Origin of the sequence: Enterobacter cloacae complex sp. P47BA, from assembly GCF_014930485.1 — a bacterium.
GTDB lineage: Bacteria > Pseudomonadota > Gammaproteobacteria > Enterobacterales > Enterobacteriaceae > Enterobacter > Enterobacter bugandensis.
In genome coordinates, this window is the sequence record NZ_JADBRF010000007.1 from 177519 (window position 1) to 197866 (window position 20348).

Sequence of the window (20348 nt, forward strand, 5' to 3'; positions counted from 1 at the left end):
AAATCTCACGATTGAAATGTTATCAGAGGGAACCGACTATGATTTCGGGGATTTTGATTGTGATGAACCCTCGCTAAATGCCTTCCTGAGAGAACACCTGGTACGCCAGCACAATGGACGTATTCTACGAGCCTACCTGCTTAAAGAGCGCGACCATCCGCGCGTGCTGGGCTATTACACGCTATCGGGAAGTTGCTTTGAGAGAGCGATGCTTCCTTCTAAGACTCAGCAGCGTCGGATCCCTTATCTCAACGTACCCAGCGTGACGCTGGGACGTCTGGCTATTCATAAAGAACTACAGGGAAACGAGTGGGGGACAACGCTTGTTGCACACGCTATGCGGGTGGTTTACCTGGCGTCGCAGGCTGTGGGAGTACATGGAATATTTGTTGATGCCCTTAGCGAGCAGGCTAAACGATTTTATCTGAAGCTGGGGTTCATCCCGCTGGCAGGCGAAAACAGCCATTCTTTGTTCTTCCCGACAAAAGCTATCGAACGACTGTTTGAGCAGGCGTGATCGCTCTTAAGGAGCATGCAGGTCGGGTAAGGCGTAGCCGTCACCCGACATATCGATTTCATGAATCCTGATGCGCCGCGGCGGCCTGCGGCGCGGCAGCCATCCGGCGGCTCAGCAGGGCGTTAAGCAGGATCGCGCCGAAGGTCGCCGTACCAATCCCGCCAATCGTAAACCCGCCCAGCGTCAGGGCAAAATCGCCCGCGCCCAGCACCAGCGTGACGGCCACCATGATCAGGTTGCTGTTCTGGCTGAGGTCAACCCGATGCTGCACCCAAATGCGCGCCCCGGCCACGGCGATTAGCCCGAACACCACAATCGACGCGCCGCCGATGACCGGTGACGGAATGGTGTGGATCAGCGCGCCGAACTTCGGTGAGAAACCAAGAAGGATCGCCATTACCGCCGCCGCCACGAAGACCAGCGTTGAGTAGACCTTGGTCACCGCCATCACGCCGATGTTTTCCGCATAGGTGGTCACGCCGCTGCCGCCCACGGAGCCTGAGAGCATGGTCGCCAGCCCGTCGCCGACGAACGCGCGGCCCATGTACGGATCCATGCTGCGCCCGGTCATTCCCGCCACCGCCTTCAGGTGCCCTAAGTTTTCCGCCACCAGGATCACCGCCACCGGGGCGATAAGCATCATCGCCTGCGTGTTAAAGGTGGGCGAGGTCACCTGCGGCAGACCGAACCAGGCGGCCTGATGAAGCAGGGTAAAATCGACCGGCTTGCCCATACCGAACACGTTCGCCAGCAGGGCGTAGATCAGACAGGCGACAATCAGCCCGACCAGGATCAGCAGACGCTGGATCATCCCGCGCGTAAAGACTGCCACCAGGCCGATGCACAGCACCGTGATCACCGCCATCCAGCTTTCAAACGGCGAAGCGGAGACGCTTTTCACCGCAATCGGCGCGAGGTTCAGGCCTATCGCCATCACCACCGCGCCGGTAACGACGGGGGGCATCATCCGTTCGATCCAGCGCGTGCCGATCTTCATCACAACGAGACCAATCACGGTATAGACCAGCCCGCAGGCGATGATGCCGCCGAGGGCCACGCTCAGGTTGGGGTTGATCCCCTGGCCGTTAAAACCGGTAGTGGCGATGACCACGCCGACAAAGGCGGCGCTGGAGCCCAGGTAGCTGGGCACGCGCCCGCCGGTAACAAAAAAGAACAGCAGGGTGCCGATTCCCGACATCAGAATAGACAGGTTGGGATCGAGCCCCATCAGCATCGGCATCAATACCGTCGCGCCAAACATCGCGACCGCATGCTGGACGCCCATCACCATGGTTTGCCCGAGCGGGAGGCGTTCATCCGGCGCGACCACGCCTGCTTCAGTGGAGGTCGATTTCAACTGCCAGTGGGGAAATCCGAACATGGTCTGTCTCCTTAAAGCGCCTTAGCAGGCGGGTCGCATAAGCGCGTGGTAGCTGCGGTCAAACCACACCAGACCTTGCGGGGCGGGGTGGCGAATAATCGATACGATGTCGCAAAACAGAATGTCGTGAGTACCGACGCTGACCACCTGGCTGATGCGGCAGTCAAACGAGGCCAGCGCATCCTCCAGACGCGGGCAGCCCGTGTCGCCCGTCTGCCAGCGGGCGGCGGTAAAGCGTTCCGCCATCGGCGTTTTGCCGCCAAACAGATTGGATAAAGGCTCCTGTCCGGCGCTCAGGGTATTCACACACAGGGTGCGGTTTTCGCTGAACGTGGGCCAGACCGACGCGCCGCGGTTCAGGCACACCAGCAGGGTGGGAGGGGAATCCGTGACGCTGCATACCGCGCTGGCGGTGAAGCCCGCCATCCCCGCCGGGCCGTCGGTGGTGATGATGTTGACCGCCGCGCCGACGCAGGCCATGGCGTCGCGAAAGGTTTGTTTATCGAGTGTCATCACGATCGCTCCTTACGCCAGTCCGCAGGCATCGTCGAAGGTCAGGCGCGGCAGGCGTCCGTAAAGTTTGCGCGTATCGCCATAGCCAATGTTGATCAGCAGGTTGGTTTTAAGCGTTGTGCCGGTGAAAAAGGCCTCGTCGACCTTTTGTCGGTCAAAGCCCGACATCGGGCCGGTGTCCAGACCGAGTGCGCGGCAGGCGAAAATCAGATACGCGGCCTGCATTGAGCTGTTGCGAAAGGCCGTCTCTTCCGCCAGCGCGGGGCTTGCGGTAAACCAGCTTCTGGCATCGCCGTGCGGGAACAGCTCGGGCAGGCGCTCGTAGAATTCCCCGTCCCAGGCGACAATCGCTGTCACCGGGGCGGTAAGCGTTTTCTCGAGGTTGCCGCTGGAGAGCGCCGGGCGCAGCTTCTCTTTTCCCTCTGCGCTTCGCACAAAGACAATGCGCGCCGGTGAGCAGTTGGCAGACGTCGGGCCCCATTTCATCAGGTCATACATCTCGCGCAGCGTCTCGTCGCTGACCGGCATATCCAGCCAGCCGTTGTGGGTGCGGGCGCCGGTGAACAGCGTTTCCAGCGCGGCGGGGGTAATGGCTTCGCTCATTAAAGCTCCTTATAAAGCGGGTTCAGGGCTGTGCAGCAGGCTGGCAAGCCCGTTCAGCAGCAGGGTGTTAAAGGTGTCCGGTTCGGTGACGTTGCAGGCATGTCCGCCCTGGCGCATGACCGTTTTGTGGGCGTGCGGGAGGGCGGCGTGCAGTTCAGCGGAACAGACGGACGGCACCAGCACGTCGTCGGCGGAACAGATAATGTGAACCGGGCAGCGAATGCGTGCGGACTGGCGGCGGAAGTCGGCTTTTTTCAGGGCGCTGAGCCTGCGCAGCAGGTTGGTTTTACCCTGGAAATGGGCCAGCGCCAGCGCTTCTTCGGCCTCCAGACGCGGCGCGCGGGCGGCCATCCAGTCTGCCGGGTAGAGAAACAGCGGCTGCGCCTCGACCCACGCCTGCGCGCCGCCGGAATGCAGCAGCCGCTCGCGAACGTCAAAACAGCGGCGGGTGTGGGCATTGAGGGTCAGCCAGCCGTTGACGCACACCAGCGCGGTGAGGGCGTCGGGCCTGTCGACGGCCAGCTGCAGGCCGACCAGCGCGCCGAGCGCGTGCCCGACGACGCTGTAGCGCGCAATACCTGCGTCAGCCAGCGCCTGGGCGAGCTCGTCTGCCATCTGCGCAAGGCTGTAACCCTCCGGCAGGGTGTCGGGGTTATTGCCCGTTCCCCGCTGGTCATAGCACACCACCTGATACTCCGGCTCCAGCGCGGCCTGCTGGGGCAGCCAGTAGCTGCCGCTGCCGCCGAGACCGGAAATAAAGACCACCACGGGCGCACCCTCGTACGGCGGCGGCGAGACGGAAAGTTTCATGCCTGCCTCACTTCGCGATGTGCGCAACGGTGGCGATCTCAACCAGTGCGTCCGGTTTTACCAGCCCGCACTGAATGCAGAACCGCGCCGGTTTATCGCCGGGGAAGAACTCGGCGTAGATTTCGTTAATCGCGGCGTAGTTTTTCCAGTCGGTGATAAAGATGCTGTTGAAGGTCACGTCCTCCATGGTGCCACCCGCCGTTTCGATCACGGTTTTGATCGTCTCCAGCACGTGGCGGGTTTGCGCCTTTGGGTCGTTGATAAACACCACGTTGTTGTCTTTATCAAACGGCAGCGTGCCCGAGACATACACCACGCCGTCGGCGAGGGTGCCGGGGACGAACGGGGCGATGGGCGTGCTGGTGCCCGGCGGGATGATTACGGATTTCGGCATCGTGTGTCTCCTCAGGCGATACGGGCGAGCGGAGGATTCAGGGCGTCGCAGAAATCCGCAACGTTACTGACCCAGCCAAAAAAGGTTTCGATATTGAACAAAGCTGCCTTTTGGGCGAATTCCGGCCCGGCCTGATGGGTCGCGTCTTCCAGCACCACGCCGAAATACTCGAGGAAAAAGCCGTCGCGCAGGGTCGATTCCACGCAGACGTTGGTGGCAATGCCGGTGAACACCAGGTGGCGAATGCCCCGGCTGCGCAGCAGGCTGTCGAGCGGGGTGTTGAAAAAGCCGCTGTAGCGCGGTTTCGGCAGGACGATATCGCCCGCCTGCGGGACCAGCTCATCCACCAGCTGATAATCCCAGCCGCCTTTGGCCAGCAGCTTGCCCTGCAGTTCGGGCCGCTTGCGCATGGTTTTCAGGGCGTTCGACTTGTGGAAGTTGGGCGAGCCGGGGCCGCCGGCCTCGACGTACTGGTCATCCCAGCCGTTCTGGAACCAGATGATGAGCATTCCCGCCGCGCGCGCGGCGGCGACGGCGGTGTTGATGTTCTCGATCACCGGCCTTGTGGCGGAGACGTCGAACCCCGCCAGATCCAGATAACCGCCCTGGCTGGCATAGGCATTTTGCATGTCTACCACAATCAGCGCGCTCTGCTCCGGCGCAAAGGTGATGGCTTCCGGGCGAGCGTTTAAGGTCATCATTACGCCACCTCCTTCGTGACGGCAGGAATGTGGGCGCGGCACTGCATCAGCGGCTGGATGCGCTCGCCGAAGGTTTCCACGCCGGTGAGGAAATCATCGAAGGTCAGCAGGACGCCCTCTGCGCCGGGTACGGCCGCCACTTCGTCAAGCATTCTGGCAACGCTGGCATACGAGCCGACCAGGGTGCCCATGTTGATATTGACGGCGGAGGTCGGGTCGGCCATCTGACGCACGTTGGTGTCTGCGCCGGAGCGGGTATCCTTCTGGCTCTGCTCGGTAAGCCAGCTCAGGGCTTCGTCGTCAGCGCCGTCCTTATACCGTTCCCATTTGGCGCGTGCGGCGTCGTCGGTTTCGTCGGCAATGACCATGAACAGCACGTACGAGCCCACGTCGCGCCCGGTTTTGTCGGCGGCCTCCTTCATGCGCGCGGCGGTCGGGGCAAAGGCGGCAGGGGTGTTAACGCCTTTGCCGAAGCAGAAGTTAAAGTCGGCGTATTTCGCGGAGAATTCCATCCCCGCGTCGCTCTGCCCGGCGCAAATCACCTTCATCGGCACCGACGGCTGCGGGCTGACGCGGCAGTCGTTCATGGTAAAGAAGTCGCCTTTGAAGTCGCTTTTGCCGGTGCCCCACAGGTCGCGCAGCACCTGCACGTATTCGGTCAGGTAGTCGTAGCGACGGGAGAAGTAATCGTCCCCCGGCCAGAGTCCCATCTGCTCGTACTCCGGTTTTTGCCAGCCGGTGACCAGGTTGACGCCAAAGCGCCTGCCGGAGATGGAGTCGATGGTGGAGGCCATGCGTGCCACGATCGCGGGCGGAAGGGTGAGGGTAGCTGCGGTGGCGTAAATCTGGATCCGCGAGGTGACCGCCGCCAGTCCGGCCATCAGGGTAAAGGACTCCAGGTTGTGATCCCAGAATTCCGTTTTGCCGCCAAAGCCGCGCAGCTTGATCATCGAAAGCGCAAAGTCGAAATGGTAGTGCTCCGCTTTCTGCACGATGGCTTTGTTCAGCTCAAAGGTCGGCATGTACTGCGGTGCAGTGGTCGAGATAAGCCAGCCGTTGTTGCCGATGGGTACAAATACGCCAATTTTCATCACGAACCTCTCTTCATTACGTCGCAGGTGTAACGGTGGTTTTGCAAAGGCAATGCCAGTTTTGAAAACGCTTGTGTTATTAATGTGTTAATGGGAGGTTGGGGAATTGATGCCGCTAAATGTGGACTAAATGGTCAAAAACATTGCACAGAAAACAGTCACTCATGCGCGATGGGAGTGCAGAAGGTCGTGGCGAGGCGGGGGTTTTGCTATGCTGAGCGCAGGAAAGAAAATGGAGAGCGGAAATGACACAAGGCGCAGTGAAAACACCCGGAAAACGTTCGCAGGCGGTGAGCGCCAAGAAGCAGGCGATCCTCAGCGCCGCGCTGGAGACCTTTTCACAGTTTGGCATTCACGGCACGCGCCTGGAGCAGGTGGCGGAGCAGTCCGGGGTGTCTAAAACCAATCTGCTCTACTATTACCCGTCGAAAGAGGCGCTGTATGTGGCGGTGATGCAGCAGATCCTCGATATCTGGCTGGCGCCGCTCAAGGCATTTCGCGAAGAGCTGGCCCCGCTGGTGGCTATCGAGGAGTACATTCGCCTGAAGCTCGAGGTGTCGCGCGATTACCCGCAGGCGTCAAGGCTGTTTTGTCTTGAGATGCTGCAGGGCGCGCCGCTGCTACAGGCGGAGCTGACGGGGGATTTAAAGCAGCTGGTGGACGATAAGTCGGCGATTATCGCCGGATGGGTTGCCAGCGGAAAGCTGGCCCCGGTCGACCCGCAGCACCTGATCTTTATGATCTGGGCCGCTACCCAGCATTACGCTGACTTTGCGGCCCAGGTTGAGGCGGTGACCGGTAAAACGCTTCAGGACGAGGCGTTTTTCCAGAGCACCCTCGAAAACGTGCAGCGGATGATTATCGAAGGGATCCGCGTGCGTTAATTGCCCGGCGGGAGAGGGCAGCTTAAGTCGCCCTCTTCACACTGCATCAGCGAGGCCAGAAACGCCTCGCGCTCCACGGTTTTTTCCGCCAGGCACTGGTTAACAATCATTGGCTGGACGCTCCCGCCTTCCGTCCCCGAACCGATAAACGCGCAGTCCGCGTCGCGCAGGGTAATCCACGCCTGTTGCGCTTTTTTCAGCAGGTCGCGCTGGGGGGCCGCCGCGCGTTTGATGGCGGCCTGGTAGGTCTGGTTGAGTTTTTTATCGGCTGCCTGGTACTGTTGCGCGCTACAGGTGTTCAGTTCAAGCTGCGTAGTGGCGTTGTCGCACTCGTTGGCCAGCGCGCTGGTGCTGAGCAGCAGTGCCGCACCGGCGATAAGATATCGTTTCATATACTCCCCAATAAAATAAGGCTCCGTCTCCGGAGCCTTATTAGCACAGCGTTAGCCGATTGTCATCAGGCTGGCGTTACCGCCCGCCGCCGCGGTGTTGACGCTGAGCGAGCGCTCCACGTACAGACGCTCCAGCAGCAGGTTGGTTTCCCCGCGGGCGAAGCCCTGCACGGAAACAATCGCCCCGCTTCGGGCCGCCACCTGCTCGCACAGCTCGCGCAGCTGGTCGGAATCACCGTGGTAGATCACCGCGTCAAACGGCTGGGTCAGCAGGGCATCGGCCTTCGCAAAGCGAATGCGGGCCGAGACCGCTTTCGGCAGCTGTTTGGCGAGATCGCGATGCAGCGCATCGTCCGGCCACAGTACTTCACACCCGGTGGCCATCGCCGCGGCCAGCTGTACCAGCGCGTCCTGCTCGTTATCCGCCACGCACAGTACGTGCTCGCGCGGCATCAGCGTCCAGGTGTTGCGCTCGCCGGTTGGCCCCGGCAGCAGACGCTGGGTACCGGCCTGCGCCAGCTCGCCGTACTGCTGCGCAATCGCACGCAGTTCAGGACGTTTTTCCGCCCAGGCGATCAGCGCCTCCAGCGGCTGGGTCAGCACGGTTTTCAGCTGCGCATCCACCGGATACTCCGCATCCTGACGCGCCAGGGTGACTCCCAGTGCGTTCTCAGGACGGTTCGCCAGCAGACGATACAGGTAGAGCGGGCCGCCCGCTTTCGGACCCGTACCGGAGAGGCCTTCGCCGCCGAACGGCTGCACGCCCACGACCGCGCCAACCATGTTGCGGTTGACGTACAGGTTGCCGACTTTGGCCGTGCCGGTGACCTGCGCAATGGTCTCGTCGATACGGGTATGCACGCCGAGCGTCAGGCCGTAGCCGGAGGCGTTGATCTGGTCGATAAGCGCGTTGAGGTTGTTACGGTTGTAACGCACCACGTGCAGTACCGGACCGAAGACCTCTTTTTTCAGCTCGTCGAAGCTTGCCAGCTCAATCAGCGTTGGCGGCACAAAGGTGCCCGTACGCCACTCGCGGGCATCTTCGCTGTTCTCGCGCACCGCCTGGAACACCGGACGGCCTTTGGCGCGCATGGCCTGAATGTGGTTTTCAATGCTGGCTTTGGCTTCCGCGTCGATCACCGGCCCGATGTCGGTGGTGAGACGGCCCGGGTTGCCCATGCGGCATTCCGCCATTGCGCCGCGCAGCATCTTCAGCGTGTGGTCAGCCACGTCATCCTGTAAGCACAGCACGCGCAGGGCGGAGCAGCGCTGACCGGCGCTGTCGAAGGCGGAGGCCAGCACGTCAACCACCACCTGCTCGGTGAGGGCGGAGGAGTCAACAATCATGGCGTTCATGCCGCCAGTTTCGGCGATAAGCGGGGTAGGACGACCCTGCGCATCCAGACGGGTGGCGATGTTGCGTTGCAGCAGGGAGGCCACTTCGGTCGAACCGGTAAACATCACGCCGCGCACGCGGTTATCGGAGGTGAGTTTGGCGCCCACCGTTTCACCGCGCCCTGGCAGCAGTTGCACCACGCCCGCCGGAACGCCTGCTTCCAGAAGAATGTTGATGCCCTGGGCGGCAATCAGCGGGGTTTGCTCTGCCGGTTTCGCCAGCACGCTGTTGCCTGCGGCAAGGGCGGCGGCAATCTGGCCGGTGAAGATCGCCAGCGGGAAGTTCCACGGGCTGATACAGACCACCGGACCGAGCGGACGGTGCGTCTCGTTGTCGAAATCATCACGCACCTGACCGGCGTAGTAGTGCAGGAAGTCGACCGCCTCACGCACTTCGGCGATGGCGTTGCTGAAGGTTTTACCCGCCTCACGCACCAGAATGCCGATGAGCGACTGCATTTGATCTTCCATCAGCACCGCGGCACGTTCCAGAATGGCGGCACGCTCCTGCGGCGGGGTGGCGAACCAGATTGGCGCGTTGTTCACCGCGCTCTCCAGCGCCTGTTCCACTTCCGCTTCGGTTGCTTCACGCGCGTAGCCGACGATGTCCTTCGGCTCTGCCGGGTTGATCACCGGCTGCATTTCACCGTCCTCAACGGACTGCTCAAGGATCGGTTTGGCCTGCCATTTCTGCAATGCGCTGTTGAGCAGGGCAGAGGAGAGCGACGCCAGACGGTGTTCGTTCGCCAGATCCAGGCCCGCCGAGTTGACGCGGCCCGCGCCGTACAGCTCGCGCGGCAGGGCAATTTTCGGATGCGGCAGACCAATCTGGCCTTCCTGCGCCGCCAGCTTCTCTACGGCCTGCACCGGATCGGCCACCAGTTCGTCGAGCGGCAGCGTGGTGTCTGCGATGCGGTTAACGAAGGAGGTGTTCGCCCCGTTCTCCAGCAGACGACGCACCAGGTACGCCAGCAGGGTTTCGTGGGTGCCCACCGGGGCATAGATACGGCACGGGCGGTTCAGCTTGCCGTCCGCCACTTTACCGGTGACCTGCTCGTACAGCGGTTCGCCCATGCCGTGCAGGCACTGGAACTCGTACTGGCCCGGATAATAGTTCTGCCCGGCCAGGCTGTAGATCGCCGCCAGGGTATGGGCATTGTGGGTCGCGAACTGCGGATAAATCAGGTTCGGCACGCCGAGCAGTTTTTTCGCGCACGCGAGGTAAGAGACGTCGGTGTAGACCTTGCGGGTATAGACCGGATAGCCTTCCAGACCTTCCATCTGGGCGCGTTTGATTTCGCTGTCCCAGTAGGCGCCTTTCACCAGGCGGATCATCAGGCGGCGACGGCTGCGGCTGGCCAGGTCAATCAGGTAATCAATGACGAACGGGCAGCGTTTCTGGTAGGCCTGGATGACGAAGCCAATCCCGTTCCAGCCCGCCAGCTCCGGTTCGAAGCACAGTTTTTCCAGCAGATCGAGGGAGATCTCCAGACGGTCGGCCTCTTCGGCGTCGATATTAATGCCGATGTCATACTGGCGCGCCAGCAGGGTCAGGGACTTCAGGCGCGGATAGAGCTCTTCCATCACCCGGTCATACTGCGCGCGGCTGTAGCGCGGGTGCAGGGCGGAGAGCTTAATAGAGATGCCCGGACCTTCATAAATACCGCGACCGTTGGACGCTTTACCGATGGCGTGGATCGCCTGCTGGTAAGAGACCATGTAGGCCTGCGCATCGGCGGCGGTGAGCGCCGCTTCGCCCAGCATGTCATAGGAGTAGCGGAAACCTTTGTCTTCCAGCTTGCGGGCGTTCGCCAGCGCTTCGGCAATGGTTTCCCCGGTGACGAATTGCTCGCCCATCAGGCGCATCGCCATGTCCACGCCCTTGCGGATCAGCGGCTCGCCGCTCTTGCCGATAATGCGGTTCAGAGAGCGTGACAGGTTGGCTTCGTTATGGGTGGAGACCAGCTTGCCGGTAAACAGCAGACCCCAGGTGGCGGCGTTGACGAACAGCGACGGGCTGCGGCCAATGTGGGAGTGCCAGTTGCCGTTGCTGATCTTGTCGCGGATCAGCGCGTCGCGGGTAGCTTTATCCGGAATACGCAGCAGCGCTTCCGCCAGGCACATCAGCGCCACGCCCTCCTGTGAGGAAAGGGAGAACTCCTGCAACAGGCCCTGCACCATCCCGGCGCGGCCGGTGGCGGTTTTCTGGTTGCGCAGCTTGTCGGCTAACTGATACGCCAGGCTGTGCGCCTGGGCGGCAATGGCTTCCGGCAGGCGGGCCTGCTCCAGCAGCATCGGCACGGCGTCGGTTTCGGCTCGGCGGTAAGCCCCGGTAATGGCGGCGCGGCTGACGGACTGAGGCAGGATCTGCTCGGCAAATTCGAGGAACGGCTGGTGGTTTTCTTCCACCGCCGTCGCGGCGTCTTCGCTTTCGTTCGCTGCGCCCGCCAGCAGGGCAGGCAGCTCCGGCAGGCCGTCTTCGCTCTCCAGCCTTTCCAGATAGTTAAAAATCGCCTGCTTGATTAACCAGTGCGGTGTGCGGTCAATGCGGGTTGCTGCGGTCTTAATCCGTTCGCGGGTCGCGTCATCCAGCTTAACCCCCATGGTGGTCATCCCCATGCCAAAACTCCTGTTGTTCTGTAATAGCGTTCTGTTGATAGCGTGAAATATCCACTATGTTGCAACTTTGTGCAACCGTGTTAAATGTGACCTGGTTTGCAAGCTGGAAAATGAATGGATTGTTAACGAATAGTTAGCTGGAAAAAAGCGCTGGCTTCTGCTTGTGAAGCCTGTTTTTATGCGGTGCTTAACACTTTTCAAAGGTGCAACCCGTATAAATGTGAGCGAGTGCAACCTATAGGAAAGACGTATAAAACCAGGGATGAAATTCATGTAAATGCAGTGTTAAATCGTTTGTCAGTGGGAAGCGTATACGGCAGGATAGCGCGCCCAACGGAAACACATACACACATCACTACGTTCCGGTGATGACATAACAAGGCAACCCGGACGGTTGTCGCTCGACATTTTGGAGAATTTGAATGGCTATTAGCACACCGATGCTGGTGACATTTCTCGTTTATATTTTTGGCATGATCCTGATAGGGTTTTTGGCATGGCGTTCCACTAAAAACTTTGACGACTACATCCTTGGCGGGCGCAGCTTAGGCCCAATGGTCACCGCGCTCTCTGCGGGCGCATCCGACATGAGCGGCTGGCTGCTGATGGGGCTGCCGGGCGCGATTTTCATCTCTGGTATTTCCGAAAGCTGGATCGCCATCGGCCTGACCGTCGGCGCGTGGATCAACTGGAAGCTGGTGGCAGGCCGTCTGCGCGTACACACCGAAGCCAACAACAACGCCCTGACGCTGCCGGATTACTTCACCGGACGCTTTGAAGATAACAGCCGCATTCTGCGCATTATCTCCGCGGTGGTGATCCTGCTGTTCTTCACCATCTACTGCGCCTCCGGCATCGTGGCGGGTGCGCGCCTGTTCGAAAGCACCTTCGGCATGAGCTATGAAACCGCTCTGTGGGCCGGTGCCGCGGCAACCATCCTCTATACCTTCGTGGGCGGGTTCCTGGCAGTAAGCTGGACCGACACCGTGCAGGCGAGCCTGATGATCTTCGCGCTGATCCTGACCCCGGTGATTGTGATTTTCACCGTCGGCGGCTTTGGCGAATCGCTGGAAGTGATCAAGCAGAAGAGCATTGAAAACGTCGATATGCTGAAAGGGCTGAACTTCGTTGCCATCGTTTCCCTGATGGGCTGGGGCCTGGGCTACTTCGGTCAGCCGCACATTCTGGCGCGCTTTATGGCGGCGGATTCTCACCACACCATCGTTCACGCGCGTCGCATCAGCATGACGTGGATGATCCTGTGTCTGGCGGGCGCGTGTGCGGTCGGCTTCTTCGGTATCGCCTACTTCAGCAATAACCCGGCGCAGGCGGGCGCGGTGAACCAGAACGCCGAGCGCGTGTTCATCGAGCTGGCGCAGATTCTGTTTAACCCGTGGATTGCCGGTATTTTGCTCTCCGCGATCCTGGCGGCGGTGATGTCCACCCTGAGCTGTCAGCTGCTGGTTTGCTCCAGTGCAATCACCGAAGACCTCTACAAGGCCTTCCTGCGTAAAAATGCGAGCCAGAAAGAGCTGGTGTGGGTAGGGCGCTTTATGGTGCTGGTGGTGGCGCTGGTGGCCATTGCGCTGGCAGCCAACCCGGAAAACCGCGTGCTGGGTCTCGTGAGCTACGCGTGGGCGGGCTTCGGTGCCGCGTTTGGGCCGGTGGTGCTGTTCTCCGTCATGTGGTCACGCATGACCCGCAACGGCGCGCTGGCGGGGATGATCATCGGTGCGGTGACCGTCATCGTCTGGAAGCAGTTCGCGTGGCTGGGCCTGTACGAAATCATTCCGGGCTTCATCTTCGGCAGCATCGGTATTGTAGTGTTCAGCCTGCTGGGTAAAGCCCCGTCTGCCTCTATGCAGAAGCGCTTTGCGGAAGCGGATGCGCACTACCACACTGCGCCGCCGACTAAGCTTCAGGCAGAATAATTTTCCCACGTAACACCGTAGGCCGGGTAAGCGCAAGCGCACCCGGCTTTTTTCTTGCCAAAATCCGTATTTTCCTGTGATATCCATGTGCTTATAACAATGAGGATAGCGATACATGACCATCAAAACAGGGGTAATGGCAGCGGCATTATTGATGCTGGCGGGCTGCAACGCGCCATCGCAACATGCGGCGGTAGAGACCTGCAAAGCGGATATCCAGATGCAGCAGACCACGCTCTATTTTGGCTTGAATCGCCCGGCAGGGGCGCAGATTACCAGCAGCGAGTGGCAGCAGTTTGTTGACCAGGACGTGACGCCGCGTTTTCGCGATGGCTTAACGGTGTTTGATGCGCGCGGGCAGTGGCTGGGCAACGACGGAAAAGTGGCGCGTGAACCGAGCAAGGCGCTGATGCTCATCCACGGTAAAGACGCGCAGAGCGAGAAGAACATCGAAGCGTTGCGCGGGATCTATAAGTCTCGTTTCGCGCAGGAATCGGTGATGCGGGTCGACCAGCCGGTGTGCGTACAGTTTTAATAAAAAACGGCGGGATAACCCGCCGTTGTTGTTTTGTAGCAAAGCTATTTACAGCACTAATCCCGCAAAGCTCGCCGAAAGCAGGCTCACCAGCGTCGCACCGTATACCAGGCGCAGACCAAACCGCGACACCACGTTGCCCTGCTGCTCGTTAAGCCCCTTAATCGCCCCGGCGACGATGCCGATGGAGGCGAAGTTGGCAAACGACACCAGGAATACGGACAATATACCCAGCCCGCGCGGTGACATTTCATGAGCAATTTTTTGCAGCTCAATCATCGCTACAAATTCATTCGCCACCAGCTTGGTTGCCATAATGCTGCCCGCGTTTAACGCATCGCTCAGCGGAATCCCGATAAGCCACGCCAGCGGATAAAACACATAGCCCAGGATCTGCTGGAAGCTCATGCCGAATACGCTGGAGAAAAGGGCGTTAACGGCGCTGATGAGGGCGATAAAGCCAATCAGCATCGCCAGAATAATCATCGCCACCTTAAAACCGGCCAGAATATACTCGCCCAGCATTTCAAAGAAGCTCTGGGATTCGTGCAGTTTTTCCAGCTTGATATCCGGCTCGGCTTCCGGACGTACCGGGTTAATGACCGAGAGAATAATAAAGGTGCTGAACATGTTCAGGATCAGCGCGGCAACGACAAATTTGGCGTCGAGCATGGTCATATAGGCACCGACAATCGACAGGGAGACCGTCGACATGGCCGTGGCCGCCATGGTGAACAGACGACGCGAGGAGAGATCCCCCAGCACGCCTTTATAGGCAATGAAGTTTTCCGACTGGCCGAGGATCAGCGAGCTCACCGCGTTGAACGATTCCAGCTTGCCCATGCCGTTCAGCTTTGACAGCAGCGTTCCGATGATTCGAATAAAAATCGGCAGGATCCGCCAGTGCTGGAGAATACCAATCAGTGCGGAAATAAAAATAATCGGACACAGCACGCCGAGGAAAATAAACGCCAGCCCTTTTTCACCCATTCCGCCAAAGACGAAATTCGTCCCTTCCGAGGCAAATTTCAGCAGTGACTCAAAGAAGCCGGAAACGTATTTAATCAGGAATAGCCCGCTTTCGGCGTGCAGGAAAAAGAACGCCAGGGCAATTTCAATAACAATCAGCTGTAAAACATAACGAATGCGAATTTTTCGGCGGTCGAAACTCACCAGCCAGGCAAGCGCAAGAATAATCACCAGCGCCAGCAGGAAATGGACAATCTTAAACATGGGATATTTTCGGTTGGTTTTTGAGGCGGATATTTAGCCACAGCACTGGTTAACCGTAAATGGGCATTTTTATTATAACTTATAAACTTAACGGTAACGGTGGCAACTATTAACAGGCTTTGAGTTTACAACTCGTCATCAAATCACCACATATTTCGCTTGTGTTTCCTTCCGCCGTAATGATAATCACTATCACAAGAATTTACCTTTCTTTGCATCAGTTGACCGCGATAAACATTTAAGGTGTCGGCATGTTTGTTCCATTTCTCATTATGTTACGTGAAGGCCTTGAAGCGGCCCTGATTGTCAGCCTTATCGCCAGCTATTTGAAGCGCACCCAGCGTGGGCGCTGGATTGGCGTGATGTGGGTTGGCGTATTCCTTGCCGCGGCGCTCTGCCTGGGCTTAGGTATCCTCATCAATGAAACCACCGGCGAATTCCCGCAGAAAGAGCAGGAGCTGTTTGAAGGTATCGTCGCCGTGATTGCGGTGTTCATCCTGACGTGGATGGTCTTCTGGATGCGCAAAGTTTCCCGCAACGTGAAGGTGCAGCTTGAGCAGGCGGTGGATAACGCCCTGCAGAAGGGGAATCACCACGGCTGGGCGCTGATTATGATGGTCTTTTTCGCCGTGGCGCGCGAGGGTCTGGAATCGGTTTTCTTCCTGCTGGCGGCATTCCAGCAGGACGTGGGTATCTGGCCGCCGCTGGGCGCCATGCTCGGTCTGGCAACGGCGGTGGTGCTGGGTTTTCTGCTCTACTGGGGCGGCATTCGCCTCAACCTGGGCGCCTTCTTTAAGTGGACCAGCCTGTTCATTCTGCTGGTGGCCGCGGGGCTGGCGGCAGGGGCGATCCGCGCCTTCCACGAGGCGGGCCTGTGGAACCACTTCCAGGACGTGGCGTTCGATCTCAGCAACGTTCTCTCCACCCATTCACTGACCGGCACCCTGCTCGAAGGCATCTTCGGCTACCAGGAAACGCCGAGCGTCAGCGAAGTGGCGATGTACTTTATCTATCTGGTTCCGGCGCTGGTGCTGTTCGCGATGCCGCCGCGTACCGGTTCGCAGGCGTCGCGCGTTGCGCCATAATTATTGTTTTAGTTACAACATACTTTTTAAGGGAAGAGTCATGGCAATTCAGTTTCGTCGTAGTGCATTGTGCGCAGGCATTGCCGCGCTGTTCGCTTCTGCATTCGCTGCGCAGGCTGCGGATATTCCGCAGGTAAAAGTCACCGTTAACGATAAGCAGTGTGAGCCGATGACCATCACGGTTAACAGCGGTAAAACCCAGTTTATCATTCAGAACCACAGCCAGAAGGCGCTGGAGTGGGAGATCCTCAAAGGCGTGATGGTGGTGGAAGAGCGCGAGAACATCGCGCCGGGCTTCAGCCAGAAGATGACCGCCAACCTGCAGCCGGGTGAATACGACATGACCTGCGGCCTGCTGACCAACCCTAAAGGCAAGCTGATCGTCAAAGGTGCAGCGACGGCGGACGCGGCCAAAGGCACGGCCCTGCTGAGCCTGGGCGACGCCATCACCGCCTATAAAGCCTACGTCACCAAAGAGACGGCGGACCTGGTCACGGGCACCAAAGCCTTCACCGACGCCGTGAAAGCGGGCGATATCGAAAAAGCGAAATCCCTGTACGCGCCAACCCGTCAGCACTACGAGCGCATCGAGCCGATTGCCGAGCTGTTCTCTGACCTCGACGGCAGCATTGATGCCCGCGAAGATGACTACGAGCAGAAGGCCGCCGATCCGAAATTCACCGGCTTCCACCGTCTGGAAAAAGCCCTGTTTGGCGATAACTCCACCAAAGGAGTGGAGAAATACGCCGGGCAGCTGAACACCGACGTGCTGGAGCTGCAAAAGCGCATCAGCGAGCTGGCCTTCCCGCCGTCGAAGGTGGTGGGCGGCGCGGCTGGTCTGATTGAAGAAGTGGCCGCGAGCAAAATCAGCGGTGAAGAAGATCGCTACAGCCATACCGACCTGTGGGACTTCCAGGCCAACGTCGACGGTGCGCAGAAGATTGTCGAGCTGCTGCGTCCTCAGCTTCAGAAAGAGAACGGCGCACTGCTGGCGAAAGTGGATGCCAACTTCAAAAAGGTCGATACCATCCTGGCGAAGTACCGTACCAAAGACGGGTTCGAAACCTACGACAAGCTGACCGACGCCGACCGTAACGCGCTGAAAGGCCCGATTACGACGCTGGCGGAAGATCTCTCCTTGCTGCGCGGCGTACTGGGTCTGGACTAAGCACGATGAACAAGCACGAAGAATTCGACGTGGCGGAACCTTCCCGACGTCGTTTGTTAAAAGGGGTAGGGGCGCTGGGCGGCGCGTTTGCCCTGGCGGGAGGTTGCCCGGTGGCGCATGCGGCGAAACCGCAGAGCGCGCCCGGTACGCTCTCGCCGGATGCCCGCATGGAGACCCAGCCGTTTTATGGCGCGCACCAGGCGGGTATTCTCACGCCGCAGCAGGCTTCCATGATGCTGGTGGCCTTTGATTCGCTGGCCAGCGATAAGGCGGATCTGGAGCGTCTGTTCCGCCTGCTGACGGCGCGCATCGCGTTTCTTACCGCGGGCGGGCCGGCACCGGATACGCCGAACCCGCGCCTGCCGCCGATGGATTCCGGTATCCTCGGGGCGTTTATCGCGCCGGATAACCTGACCATTACCGTGTCGGTAGGGGAGTCGCTGTTTGACGGCCGCTACGGCCTGGCAAAACAGAAGCCGAACGCGCTGCAGAAGATGACGCGCTTCCCGAATGACTCCCTCGACGCGGCGCTGTGCCACGGCGATCTGCTCCTGCAGATTTGTGCCAATACCCAGGACACGGTGATCCACGCCCTGCGCGATATCATCAAGCACACGCCGGATCTGCTGAGCGTGCGCTGGAAGCGGGAAGGGTTTATCTCTGACCACGCCGCCCGCAGCAAAGGCAAAGAGACGCCGGTTAACCTGCTGGGCTTTAAGGACGGCACGGCCAACCCGGACAGCAGCGATGCGGCGCTGATGAAAGACGTGGTGTGGGTGACGGCAGATCAGGGGGAACCCGCATGGGCTGTGGGCGGCAGCTACCAGGCTGTGCGCATTATTCAGTTCCACGTGGAGTTCTGGGACCGCACGCCGTTGAAAGAGCAGCAGACGATTTTTGGCCGCGACAAGCAGAGCGGGGCGCCGCTGGGCATGAAGCACGAGCATGATGTGCCGGACTACGCGAACGACCCGGATGGCGACGTTATCGCGCTCGACAGCCATATTCGCCTTGCCAACCCGCGCACCAAAGAGACGCAGTCCAGCCTGATGATGCGCCGTGGATACAGCTATTCGCTGGGCGTGACCAATTCCGGCCAGCTTGATATGGGGCTGCTGTTCGTCTGCTATCAGCACGATCTGGAGAAAGGCTTCCTGACCGTGCAGAAGCGGTTAAACGGCGAAGCGCTGGAAGAGTACATTAAGCCCATCGGCGGCGGCTATTTCTTTGCCCTGCCCGGCGCGCGCGATGCTGGCGCGTATCTCGCACAAGGTCTGATGGAAGCCTGATAATCGTCCCTGCGATAGTTCGCGGGGACATTATTTTTTCATATGACTATCTTATTGTTATATTTCTGTAATATTCATATATAAGACTGATTCCGCTGCAGGAACAGTCTTAAAAGTTGCACTCAGGTAAAATAAATGTTGCATTTATGATAACTCCTGATGTACTTAAGATAAGACAGCGGTAGTTCCCGGCAGTGATGCTGAATCACTATGGAGATCGCGAATGGTTGCGTCCTGTACTGGACAAGGTAAACATAACAACCGCAGCACCCGGCGCGGAGGCTCAGACTCCGGCAGCGATTTCCTCACCACTAAATTCTCCCCCACACCTCAAGTATCTGATTCGACCGACGTGCAGACCGGTGCGCGTAGCCGTTCTGTATCGTCATCTGATAAAGCAAGCAATGGCTTACAAGGAAGCCAACCCTCTGATGTTCGTGCGCATAATCGTGCCGAAGCTGGCGCGTGTGATGAATACCAACAACTCAAGGTGCTATCCATGGGAAGACAAAAAGCAGTGATCAAAGCTCGTCGCGAAGCAAAACGTGTGCTGAGACGGGACTCACGTAGCCATAAACAGCGTGAAGAAGAATCGGTCACCTCGCTTGTGCAGATGAGTGGCGTAGAAGCAATTGGCATGGCCAGAGACAGCCGTGATAATTCTCCAATTGTGGCGCGCAATGAGGCTCAGGCGCACTACCTGAATGCTATCGAGAGTAAACAGCTCATCTTTGCAACCGGTGAAGCCGGATGCGGGAAAACCTGGATCAGTGCAGCCAAAGCAGCGGAAGCACTGATCCATAAGGACGTGGAGCGCATTATTGTTACCCGTCCTGTACTGCAAGCTGATGAAGATCTCGGCTTCCTGCCCGGCGATATTTCGGAGAAGTTTGCTCCGTACTTCAGGCCCGTCTATGACGTGCTGGTGAAGCGACTGGGTGCATCCTTTATGCAGTACTGCCTGCGACCAGAGATTGGCAAGGTGGAAATCGCGCCGTTCGCCTATATGCGCGGACGTACATTTGAAAATGCGGTCGTTATTCTTGACGAGGCTCAGAACGTGACCGCTGCGCAAATGAAGATGTTTTTAACGCGCCTCGGGGAGAACGTGACGGTTATCGTCAACGGCGATATTACCCAGTGTGACCTGCCGTCGGGCGTGAAGTCCGGACTGAGCGACGCCATGTCACGTTTTGAGGAAGATGGGATGATTGGGGTGGTTCGTTTCACCAAAGAGGACTGCGTGCGCTCGGCGCTGTGTCAACGGACGCTGCAAGCGTATTACTGAGTGTGCTGTTGCGTTCAAGGCCCGGGAAACCGGGCTTTGTTTTATGTGCATTTTATTCCCTCTCGCCTGGGGGTGAGAGATCCCCAGTAATTTTAAGCAGAAGCATTAACGTTGTTTCAGAACGATTTAAGGCTTTCAGCGATGCTCTGGTCCGGCTGTAAATCGCTGAGGCGTTTCCTGCAGGCCGGGGCGAGGCGCAGGGATGCGCCGAGAGGGCGGGCTTTACAGGGACGTTACCTCCGCCCGTACCCGATAAGCCGGAAGGAATAAGCCGAGGGCACCGCGAAGCGGCGATTTACCGCCGGGAGCCCGGGTCGCCAGGGTGGTGGCGACTGAGCCACCCTGGCACGTTCACCGGTCATGTCGTTACAGAGTAGCAGGGAACATAAAGTGAACGGAATGACCACCACAGCCGTATGTTTCCCTCACCCTAACCCTCTCCCCTGTACAGTCCGGGGACATAGTGAACACTTGTTCGGGGACATGGTAGACACTTACAACTAAGGCATAAGAACCCGT

General features: G+C 59.0%; 18 protein-coding genes. 8 read left to right on the plus strand and 10 right to left on the minus strand.

The features are described 5' to 3' along the window. The first annotated feature begins 16 nt into the window (after positions 1–16). Entirely contained in the window at positions 17–517 is a 501-nt protein-coding gene (locus IM299_RS09790) for a GNAT family N-acetyltransferase (protein WP_172976458.1), read from the plus strand. A gap of 58 nt (positions 518–575) precedes the next feature. Here the strand turns inward: IM299_RS09790 and rutG are convergent, their stop codons facing one another. The 7 genes from rutG to rutA are packed head-to-tail and all read right to left on the minus strand — an operon-like array spanning position 576 to position 6010. Beyond that, positions 576–1898: a pyrimidine utilization transport protein G gene (gene rutG, locus IM299_RS09795; RefSeq protein WP_193357412.1), complete on the minus strand. Its 1323-nt coding sequence runs from the start codon at positions 1896–1898 to the stop codon at positions 576–578. Positions 1899–1919: 21 nt separating this feature from the next. Further along, positions 1920–2411: an NADH-dependent FMN reductase RutF gene (rutF, locus tag IM299_RS09800; protein WP_227013073.1), complete on the minus strand. Its 492-nt coding sequence runs from the start codon at positions 2409–2411 to the stop codon at positions 1920–1922. Positions 2412–2423: 12 nt separating this feature from the next. Beyond that, positions 2424–3014: a malonic semialdehyde reductase gene (locus IM299_RS09805; RefSeq protein ID WP_193357414.1), complete on the minus strand. Its 591-nt coding sequence runs from the start codon at positions 3012–3014 to the stop codon at positions 2424–2426. A 9-nt stretch (positions 3015–3023) separates the two neighbouring features. Then, positions 3024–3824, minus strand: coding sequence for a pyrimidine utilization protein D (gene rutD, locus IM299_RS09810; protein ID WP_193357415.1), 801 nt, complete (start codon positions 3822–3824; stop codon positions 3024–3026). 7 nt (positions 3825–3831) lie between these two features. After that, on the minus strand, positions 3832–4218 hold the full coding sequence (gene rutC / locus IM299_RS09815) for a pyrimidine utilization protein C (protein WP_008499822.1): 387 nt from the start codon (positions 4216–4218) through the stop codon (positions 3832–3834). Positions 4219–4229: 11 nt separating this feature from the next. Then, complete coding sequence (rutB, locus tag IM299_RS09820; protein ID WP_193357416.1) at positions 4230–4919, minus strand: pyrimidine utilization protein B; 690 nt, start codon at positions 4917–4919, stop codon at positions 4230–4232. After that, complete coding sequence (gene rutA, locus IM299_RS09825; RefSeq protein WP_193357417.1) at positions 4919–6010, minus strand: pyrimidine utilization protein A; 1092 nt, start codon at positions 6008–6010, stop codon at positions 4919–4921. Before rutA ends, rutB begins: the two co-directional genes overlap by 1 nt. A 245-nt stretch (positions 6011–6255) precedes the next feature. Between rutA and rutR the strand changes: the two genes are divergently transcribed. Beyond that, positions 6256–6894: an HTH-type transcriptional regulator RutR gene (gene rutR / locus IM299_RS09830; protein ID WP_028012659.1), complete on the plus strand. Its 639-nt coding sequence runs from the start codon at positions 6256–6258 to the stop codon at positions 6892–6894. Here the strand turns inward: rutR and IM299_RS09835 are convergent. Both IM299_RS09835 and putA read right to left on the minus strand, forming a co-directional pair. Further along, the gene (locus tag IM299_RS09835) at positions 6891–7286 is read right to left on the minus strand and encodes a lysozyme inhibitor LprI family protein (RefSeq protein WP_041910548.1); all 396 of its coding nucleotides are present in this window, start codon (positions 7284–7286) and stop codon (positions 6891–6893) included. The genes rutR and IM299_RS09835 overlap by 4 nt on opposite strands. Before the next feature lie 51 nt (positions 7287–7337). Next, entirely contained in the window at positions 7338–11300 is a 3963-nt protein-coding gene (gene putA, locus IM299_RS09840; protein WP_193357418.1) for a trifunctional transcriptional regulator/proline dehydrogenase/L-glutamate gamma-semialdehyde dehydrogenase, read from the minus strand. A 422-nt stretch (positions 11301–11722) separates the two neighbouring features. On the opposite strand from putA, the gene putP reads away from it, so the two are divergent. Further along, positions 11723–13231 (plus strand): sodium/proline symporter PutP, encoded by a 1509-nt coding sequence (gene putP, locus IM299_RS09845; protein WP_041910546.1) that lies wholly within the window; start codon positions 11723–11725, stop codon positions 13229–13231. 115 nt (positions 13232–13346) lie between these two features. After that, positions 13347–13766, plus strand: a complete 420-nt coding sequence (locus IM299_RS09850; protein ID WP_048958437.1) for a DUF3574 domain-containing protein — start codon at positions 13347–13349, stop codon at positions 13764–13766. Between the two features lie 48 nt (positions 13767–13814). Here IM299_RS09850 and IM299_RS09855 read toward each other — a convergent pair whose 3' ends face one another. Further along, on the minus strand, positions 13815–14999 hold the full coding sequence (locus IM299_RS09855) for a NupC/NupG family nucleoside CNT transporter (protein ID WP_047368266.1): 1185 nt from the start codon (positions 14997–14999) through the stop codon (positions 13815–13817). A gap of 251 nt (positions 15000–15250) precedes the next feature. Here IM299_RS09855 and efeU point away from each other — a divergent pair, with 251 nt between their 5' ends. The 4 genes from efeU (at position 15251) to phoH (ending at position 19829) form a co-directional block, all read left to right on the plus strand. Next, a complete protein-coding gene (gene efeU / locus IM299_RS09860) occupies positions 15251–16084 on the plus strand; it encodes an iron uptake transporter permease EfeU (protein ID WP_028012665.1) in 834 nt (277 codons plus the stop codon). A gap of 40 nt (positions 16085–16124) precedes the next feature. Continuing rightward, on the plus strand, positions 16125–17252 hold the full coding sequence (gene efeO / locus IM299_RS09865) for an iron uptake system protein EfeO (protein ID WP_048958439.1): 1128 nt from the start codon (positions 16125–16127) through the stop codon (positions 17250–17252). A gap of 5 nt (positions 17253–17257) precedes the next feature. After that, positions 17258–18541, plus strand: a complete 1284-nt coding sequence (efeB, locus tag IM299_RS09870; protein ID WP_028012667.1) for an iron uptake transporter deferrochelatase/peroxidase subunit — start codon at positions 17258–17260, stop codon at positions 18539–18541. 499 nt (positions 18542–19040) lie between these two features. Continuing rightward, the gene (gene phoH / locus IM299_RS09875) at positions 19041–19829 is read left to right on the plus strand and encodes a phosphate starvation-inducible protein PhoH (protein ID WP_193357422.1); all 789 of its coding nucleotides are present in this window, start codon (positions 19041–19043) and stop codon (positions 19827–19829) included. Positions 19830–20348: the final 519 nt, after the last annotated feature.